We start from the raw sequence: 8,049 nt of genomic DNA on the forward strand, positions 1-8,049 counted from the left end.
AAGGCACCTGTTTTAAAACGGGGTGTAACACAACTGTCATCTTTGCGTCATATAATCCAACGCACTTAGAATAAAGGATGTTGTTATTGCTCAGTTTACGTTCAAACAGTGTAAGCATAGCACTCGGCAAATCCTAGCGAAAAAACTCGCTGGCTATTAATAATAGAGGTTCTTAATGGAAAGTCAGGTCACTCAACCTGGTCCTGCATCGCACAGTATGCTTAAAGGCGGACGCTCGAATCGCAGGGCATTTAAGGATAAAGCGGCGCAAATCGGCGTCACTATCGGCGGCACTATGGTGTTTGTCGCCTTATTGTTGATCTTCTTTTATCTGTTGTATGTGATTAAACCCATTTTCGATAGTGCTGATGTCACGCCGGTTAAAACGGTGAGCTATCAACACGCGGATGTACCTACTTTAATGGTGGGCGCTGAAGAGCAAAATGAGGTGATGTACCGTGTGGCCGTTGATGGCCAAGTGGACTTCTATACCGTTGCCGACGGTAGCCTACTTTCTAGCTTTACACCGCCATTGCCAGCGGGCGTGACTGTGACCAGTGCCGCCGTTGCCGTGCCGAGCGAACAGCGTTTTGCGCTGGGATTAAGTAATGGTCAGGTGCTAGTGGCTGGCCTAGAGTTTGGTTTAAGTTATCCAAACAACAAGCGCTTAATCACGCCTAAACTGCGTTATCCCGCAGGCGAAACCCCAATTACAGTCGATGAAACGGGCAGTGCGATTCATAAACTGACCTTCACCTACAGTTCAGACAAAATGAGCTTTGCCTATCAAGATGAGAGCGGCGTTTGGCGCCTGACTCGCCTCGAAGGGCAAGAGAACATGATGACTGAAGAAGTGGAGTGGGTGTCTACGACGTCACAGATTCAAGATGCGCCGAAGAAAGTCTCCCATGAGCTGATGACGCCCGATCAACGTCAATTGATGTTGCAAACTGGCAATAAAATCTTCGTGTACGACATCCGTGATACTGACAGCTTAGATCTGCTGCAGGTGATTGATGTTGAACGTGCTAAAGCCCAGGTGAATAACGTGGCTTTGCTGGCGGGCGCGAGTTCGTTACTGGTCAGCTACGACACAGGTATTGTGGCCCAGTACTTCCAAGTCAGTGGTCCAAAAGGGCGTTTATATCAAGAAATCCGCCAGTTTGATGACTTACCGCCTATCGAGTCACTTACCTCTGAATTCTACCGTAAGAGTTTTGCGACTGTGAGCCCTGAGGGCGAGCTGACATTGCTCTACACCACGAGTCATCGTGAACTGTTTGACGAAAAATTCGACCTTAAAAACCCCGGTAAAATGGGCTTTACCCCACGCTCAAACGGCATAGTCGTTGAAGCGGACAAAAAGCTGCATATCTTCAGTGTGGAAAACTCCCACCCAGAAGTGTCATGGAGCGCCATGTGGGACAAGGTATGGTATGAAGGTTATCCAGAGCCTAAATACGTATGGCAATCGACTTCGGGGTCTGATGATTTCGAAGCTAAGCTGAGCTTAATGCCATTGGCCTACGGTACGATGAAAGCGGCATTTTATGCCATGTTGTTTGCCGTGCCTTTAGCTATTGCCGGTGCGATTTACACCGCTTACTTTATGTCGCCTAAGGTGCGCGGTTTCGTTAAACCGACCATCGAAATCATGGAAGCCTTACCGACGGTTATTTTAGGTTTCTTGGCGGGTCTGTGGTTAGCGCCGCTGATTGAAGAACATCTCCCCGGTATCTTGATTTTACTGACCCTGTTGCCGACCTCGATTCTCGCTTCGGCCTATGGCTGGAGTAAGTTACCTGCTATTTGGAAACAACGTTTACCCGAAGTGTACCAAGAGCTGATGTTGATCCCTGTGGTCTGTTTCGTGGGTTGGTTCTCTTTTGCGGTCAGCCCTATCATCGAAGTGGCGCTGTTTGATGGTAATACCCGTCAATTTATCACCAACGAACTGGGCATCACCTTCGACCAACGTAACGCGCTGGTAGTAGGTATCGCCATGGGCTTTGCGGTTATTCCAACGATTTTCTCTATCGCGGAAGATGCGATTTTCTCTGTGCCACGTCATTTATCGAACGGCAGCTTAGCCTTAGGTGCGACGCCTTGGCAGACACTGACCCGCGTGGTGTTGTTAACCGCAAGTCCGGGTATTTTCTCGGCCATCATGATGGGCCTAGGCCGCGCTGTGGGCGAGACAATGATAGTACTGATGGCCACAGGTAACACTGCGATTATGGAATGGAGCGTGTTCGAAGGGATGCGAACCTTGGCAGCAAACATTGCGGTTGAAATGCCTGAGTCGGCTATCGGTAGTTCGCATTACCGTGTGCTCTTCCTCGCGGCGTTCGTGCTATTCATCTTTACATTCTTCTTTAACACCATTGCAGAAGTGGTGAGACAGCGTCTACGTGAACGCTATAGCTCGCTGTAACGGGGATAAGACAATGACATTAAATACTATTTCGCCAGTGACCTTGAGAGGTTTGTGCAATGGGTAAGTGGGTAAAATCAGGCTCGCCATGGATATGGATGACGGGCGGTGCGGTGAGCATCAGTTTGATTGCCGTCTTAGGCTTATTACTGTTAATCGCTTGGCGTGGCTTAAGTTACTTTTGGCCAGCAACGGTTTACCAGTGGGAGCTCGAAGATAACACGGGTGTACGTTCAACCTTAATTGGTGAAGTTTACGATAGGGAAGAAGTACCGACTGAGCGTTTGATTGCTGCGGGCCATGTGTTTAAAGAGCATCCTGGCGAGTTCGTCACCCGTTACTTAGTGAAAACCGGTAACCGTGAGTTTGTAGGGCTAGATTTCCGCTGGATATTAGGCACTGACATTCTGAGCCGTTCTACGCCAAGCGATGTCGCCATGATTGAGCGGGCTAAAAACGGTAACTTCTACGGTTATCCAATCGCAGTGATTGAAAATGGCAAGCGTCTGGATTTAGTCAACGATGCGATTGAATCTTCTTTAATGGAGCATATCGACCGTGCAGTAGCCTTATCGGACAAAGCGGTAGATTTGCAGAAGCAAGACATTGGCTCGATTAACTACGCCATTGAAAAGCTGCGTTTACAGGAGCGTCGTTACGAGCTTGATGGCGAACTGACCGACAGCAATAAAGCTGACTTGGTGGCCAAGCGAGCGCAACTGCAAAAAGATTACTTAGTGCTTGAAAAAGAGTTATTTGCCCTGCGTGATGACGCGGCGCGAGATTCAGTAATCGTGCGTGATATGCGCGGTGAAGAAGTTGAGCTTAAGCTAGATACAGTGCTGGATGTGACTTATGTTAACCACTTAAGCCTAATTGGTAAAATTGGTAAATGGTTCATCGGTATCGGCCGTTTTGTGAGTGACGACCCGCGTGAAGCTAACACCGAAGGCGGCGTTTTCCCGGCGATTTTCGGTACTGTGTTTATGGTGATGTTGATGGCCGTTATCGTGACGCCATTTGGTGTGGTCGCGGCGGTTTATTTACATGAATACGCTAAGAAAGGCCCAATCACTAAGATGATCCGTATTGCGGTAATCAACTTAGCGGGTGTGCCGTCAATCGTGTATGGCGTGTTTGGTTTGGGTTTCTTCGTCTACATGATGGGCGGCTCTATCGACCAACTGTTTTACGCTGAAGCATTACCGTCACCGACCTTTGGTTCGCCAGGGGTGATTTGGTCGGCATTGACCTTAGCCATTTTGACTCTGCCTGTGGTGATCGTTTCGACCGAAGAAGGTTTGAGCCGTATCCCAAGTGCGGTGCGTCAGGGTAGTTTGGCACTGGGCGCAACGAAAGCTGAGACACTGTGGCGCATTGTGATCCCAATGGCGAGCCCAGCTATCATGACGGGTTTGATTTTAGCGGTCGCCCGCGCCGCCGGTGAAGTGGCCCCATTGATGTTGGTGGGTGTAGTGAAATTAGCCCCAACATTACCACTGGACTTTAACTTCCCGTTTGTGCATTTAGAACGTAAGTTCATGCACTTAGGGTTCCATATTTATGATGTGGGCTTCCAGAGTCCTAACGTTGAAGCGGCACGTCCTCTGGTGTATGCGACTTCCTTCTTGCTGGTGTCTGTGATTGTGGCACTCAACTTGACGGCCATTGGCGTACGTAACCACTTGCGTGAAAAATATCGTTCGCTTGAGCACTAATCAGCGATTATCCTGAAAGTATTAGGACTGAATATGATTTCTATAGATTCGACAGCAATGAAAACCAACAACTTTGATTTAGCGAACTTAAGCCAGACCGACACCGCGTTGGAGATCCGTAACTTAGACTTGCGCTATGGCAGTAAACAAGCGCTGTTTAATGTATCGATGAAGATCCCCAAGAAGCAAGTGACCGCCTTTATCGGCCCCAGTGGTTGTGGTAAATCGACGCTGCTGCGTTGTATTAACCGCATGAACGACTTGGTGGATAACTGCCATATCGACGGTGAAATTTTGCTGCACGGTCAGAATATTTACGACAAGAAAATCGACGTTGCGGCCCTGCGCCGTAACGTGGGTATGGTGTTCCAGCGCCCGAACCCGTTTCCTAAGTCGATTTATGAAAACGTCGTTTATGGTTTGAGATTGCAAGGGTTGAATAACCGTCGTGAACTCGACGAAGCGGCCGAGCGTTCGCTGCGCGGCGCGGCGATTTGGGACGAAGTCAAAGACAGATTGCACGATAATGCCTTTGGTTTATCTGGCGGTCAGCAACAACGTCTGGTAATTGCCCGTGCCATTGCCATCGAGCCAGAAGTGTTATTACTCGATGAACCCACATCGGCACTCGATCCGATTTCGACATTGACGATTGAAGAGCTAATCACCGAACTTAAGACGAAATATACTGTGGTTATTGTGACTCACAACATGCAACAGGCGGCGCGGGTGTCAGATCAAACGGCCTTTATGTATATGGGTGAATTGGTCGAATACGCCGATACCAACACGATTTTCACCACGCCGAAAAAACGTAAGACCGAAGATTACATCACAGGACGTTACGGTTAATCAGCTCGGTAGCGTTCGGATAAAGCCGCAACCGCAGGCTTTGAGCATGCTTGGTAAACAGTTAAGTAAAAGGTTGGCTAAATGGAAAACATGAATTTAAGTAAGCACATCTCAGGACAGTTTACCGCTGAACTGGATGATATCCGTAACCGCGTACTCGCAATGGGTGGCTTGGTTGAACGTCAGCTTGAGCAAGCCATTGACGCGCTCAGCGCGCTTGATGCTGAACTTGCGCAGCGGGTTATCGATGGCGATCACAAGGTCAATGGCATGGAAGTGTCTATCGACGAAGAGTGCACGCGCATTATCGCCAAGCGTCAACCTGCGGCCAGCGATTTACGGCTGATTATCGCCATCTCAAAAACCATCGCCGATCTTGAGCGTATTGGTGATGCCTGCGTGCGTATCGCTAAAGCAGCGTTAGATAAGCGTTTGAATAATCAACAACCTTTACTGGTTAGCATTGAAAATATGGGCCGTCACGCGACCCGTATGTTACACGCGACCTTAGATGCTTTGGCCCGTATGGATGCCGATACTGCGTTAGAGCTGCACAAAGAAGATGCTAAGCTTGACCGTGAATACGAAGGCATTATCCGCCAGTTAATGACCTATATGATGGAAGATCCGCGTTCAATCCCTGATGTCTTAGACGTACTGTGGGCAGCGCGTGCGGTTGAACGTGTTGGCGACCGTTGTAAAAATATCTGTGAATACATCATCTACTATGTGAAAGGCAAAGACGTTCGCCATACTTCCTACGAAGATATGGAAAAGGACATGAAAGGCTAACACACGCATTAATCTGCTGTTGTAATGCCTGAATACAACGCTCCGCAGTCTCTGTGGAGCGTTTTGCTTTTAGGATGCTGAGCTAGGACCGTTGATTAGGATAGTGAGATAAAGAAGCGAGCTAGGATTTTGGGCTATGGATTGTGAAATTGGATAGCTAAATTAGATTGTTAACTGGCATTCTGGATCAGTACCGCGAATAAAGAAGGTCATTTTTGTGTTTACAATAAATTAACCTTTGTTTAATCTGATGCTTGCAACAAGCTTTAGCTGCTGGAAAGGGCGGTAGACCTAGATAGTGAAAGCAGTCGAAGCCTAAGTGCTAGCGTTTTTGTGTTTAGCTGTGGATTGATATCACAGCATGTTAACCTCAGAATTTAACCGCCACCCTATTTGTTACCGCTAAGGTTTGGGGTTAGCAGCGCAACGGAATGGGCGCTGTGTCGGCGATAACATGGATAAGTTGATGAGCCCATTATTGTATTCTTTAAAGCAAGGTTTCGAAGCTCTTAAAAGTATTCGAAATCATATTTCTGAAGCGAATTTACCCGCTGATTTTCCCCGCGCTGAATTACCGCCACTGTCCGAGGACGCTAAAGCCGAACTATTGCAGCTATTAGCGCCGCTAGAAGCCTATCGAATTGAAAAGCTTGAAACTAAACTCTCCCGTAAAAAATGGGCGAAGCGTCTAGGTTGGCTATTGTGCCTGCCCGCACTGGCTTTTGATTTAATCTCGTTAGCCTCTAACCATGACCCAACCATTTTGAGCCTGATCGTTCTCGCCGGCATTTTGATGTGGGTTCATCTGCCTGAAATGCAATATAAGCGCCATTACAAATATAAAATCTTGCCTGTTTTACTCAAAAAACTAGGGGACTACCGTTATAGCCCCGACTCCTGTGTCAACCTTGATTCAGTGGCAGATTTCGAACTTATGCCCCGTTTTAGCAAGCAACAATCAGAGGATCATATTCGCGGCAAGGTAGAGGATATCAGCTTCGAATTTTGCGAATTAACCTTAAAGTCCCGCGGCAGCAAGTCAGACAAGATCCAATTTAAAGGTGGGGTCGTAATCATGACGATGCCCTTTAGCTTTGAATCCCATACTGTTGTCAGCCAAGACTATGGCTCCCTTGGTAACACCATGGCAGGCATAAAGAAACCCAGAGTGAAACTCGAAAGCGTGACCTTTGAAGCCATGTTTGAAGTGTATTCCCACGACCAACATTACGCGCGATATCTATTGTCTCCCGCCGTAATGGAACGCCTCGTTGAACTGGAACAGTTATTCCGTAAAACGGCTCGCGGGTCGGGGCTGAGTATCGAATTTAAAGCCAATAAAGTGCTGATCATGGCCAGCTATTTTGGCAATTTATTTGATACCGTCGACATCAATTTACCCACCCATGATATGTCGAAAATTCCGCAGTTACAGCAGGAGTTAGTCTTGATTACTGGCATCATCAAACAGCTAAAATTGGATTATCTTGCAACGCAAAATCTAGCGACACAGCAGACACTTGAGAGGATTAAGACGCTAGCGGGTTAACTAGAGCAGCTCTTTTCTCTGTATTTTGAACTGTACTTTGAGCAGGCTTTTATTCGTCGTGAGAAGAGGTTGCTTCAGAGGACTTAGCGTTTGCAGGTATCCACACATGAAGGCTTGCCATGGCATTTACTCACCGACGCACAGCAAGTCCGTCCTTGGATGCTCGACCGCCCCGTCCATGGGGCAGACGGTCGTCTCGCTAATCACCATGGCTCACCTTTCGAGCATTTGCGTAACCTGTAGATTTACAAGACATACGCAACACACTTCTTGATATTTCCTTAGTCAGATTCTTAGACCAGATTTATGATTATCGGATTAAAATTTCTATGTCTAACGTCTCACTAAGAGGCACAAAATTGTTGGCTAAACTTAGTGACGAAGGAGCAAAAAGCCAACTGTTTTTTGTCCTATTTTAGTACCTTATCAGGGCTTTGTTTCCTAAATAAGTTGAACTAAAACTGTAGCCGCTGATCTGATCGGCATCGCCTATCAACTTACCCATTAACCGTGTCAAAACCTCGCTATAAAACAACCAACTGGAAGCAATACAACCAAGCCTTAATCAACCGCGGTTCACTTACCTTCTGGATTGATGAGGATGCAATTGCTAAGTGGAAAGCCAAGGTCGAGCAGCCCAAGAAAGGTCGTCCTCGTGTGTTTAGCGACTTAGCCATTACCACTGCGTTGATGGTTAAGCGTAT

At 47.5% G+C, this 8,049-nt stretch carries 7 protein-coding genes; all 7 read left to right on the forward strand.

All coding sequences use genetic code 11. From position 1 onward, the window contains the following. The first annotated feature begins 175 nt into the window (after window positions 1-175). A complete protein-coding gene (locus tag MO387_RS19480) occupies window positions 176-2,434 on the forward strand; it encodes an ABC transporter permease subunit (RefSeq protein ID WP_107947002.1) in 2,259 nt (752 codons plus the stop codon). A gap of 59 nt (window positions 2,435-2,493) precedes the next feature. Beyond that, on the forward strand, window positions 2,494-4,152 hold the full coding sequence (pstA, locus tag MO387_RS19485) for a phosphate ABC transporter permease PstA (protein ID WP_107947003.1): 1,659 nt from the start codon (window positions 2,494-2,496) through the stop codon (window positions 4,150-4,152). Between the two features lie 33 nt (window positions 4,153-4,185). Beyond that, on the forward strand, window positions 4,186-5,004 hold the full coding sequence (gene pstB / locus MO387_RS19490) for a phosphate ABC transporter ATP-binding protein PstB (protein ID WP_106650092.1): 819 nt from the start codon (window positions 4,186-4,188) through the stop codon (window positions 5,002-5,004). A gap of 81 nt (window positions 5,005-5,085) precedes the next feature. After that, a complete protein-coding gene (phoU, locus tag MO387_RS19495; protein ID WP_106650093.1) occupies window positions 5,086-5,796 on the forward strand; it encodes a phosphate signaling complex protein PhoU in 711 nt (236 codons plus the stop codon). Window positions 5,797-6,262: 466 nt separating this feature from the next. Beyond that, complete coding sequence (locus tag MO387_RS19500; RefSeq protein ID WP_107950178.1) at window positions 6,263-7,345, forward strand: DUF3137 domain-containing protein; 1,083 nt, start codon at window positions 6,263-6,265, stop codon at window positions 7,343-7,345. Window positions 7,346-7,435: 90 nt separating this feature from the next. Further along, window positions 7,436-7,588: a hypothetical protein gene (locus tag MO387_RS19505; protein WP_159075001.1), complete on the forward strand. Its 153-nt coding sequence runs from the start codon at window positions 7,436-7,438 to the stop codon at window positions 7,586-7,588. A gap of 267 nt (window positions 7,589-7,855) precedes the next feature. Next, window positions 7,856-8,049: transposase (locus MO387_RS19510; protein WP_242326464.1), on the forward strand; the 194-nt coding region annotated here is incomplete at its 3' end.

The sequence above is a fragment of the Shewanella sp. N2AIL genome (assembly GCF_022690845.1).
Lineage (GTDB): Bacteria > Pseudomonadota > Gammaproteobacteria > Enterobacterales > Shewanellaceae > Shewanella > Shewanella baltica.

Coding starts and splice junctions, on each gene's coding strand:
- MO387_RS19480 (WP_107947002.1), top strand. CDS start 176: ATGGAAAGTCAGGTCACTCAACCTGGTCCTGCATCGCACAGTATGCTT.
- pstA (WP_107947003.1), top strand. CDS start 2,494: ATGGGTAAGTGGGTAAAATCAGGCTCGCCATGGATATGGATGACGGGC.
- pstB (WP_106650092.1), top strand. CDS start 4,186: ATGATTTCTATAGATTCGACAGCAATGAAAACCAACAACTTTGATTTA.
- phoU (WP_106650093.1), top strand. CDS start 5,086: ATGGAAAACATGAATTTAAGTAAGCACATCTCAGGACAGTTTACCGCT.
- MO387_RS19500 (WP_107950178.1), top strand. CDS start 6,263: ATGAGCCCATTATTGTATTCTTTAAAGCAAGGTTTCGAAGCTCTTAAA.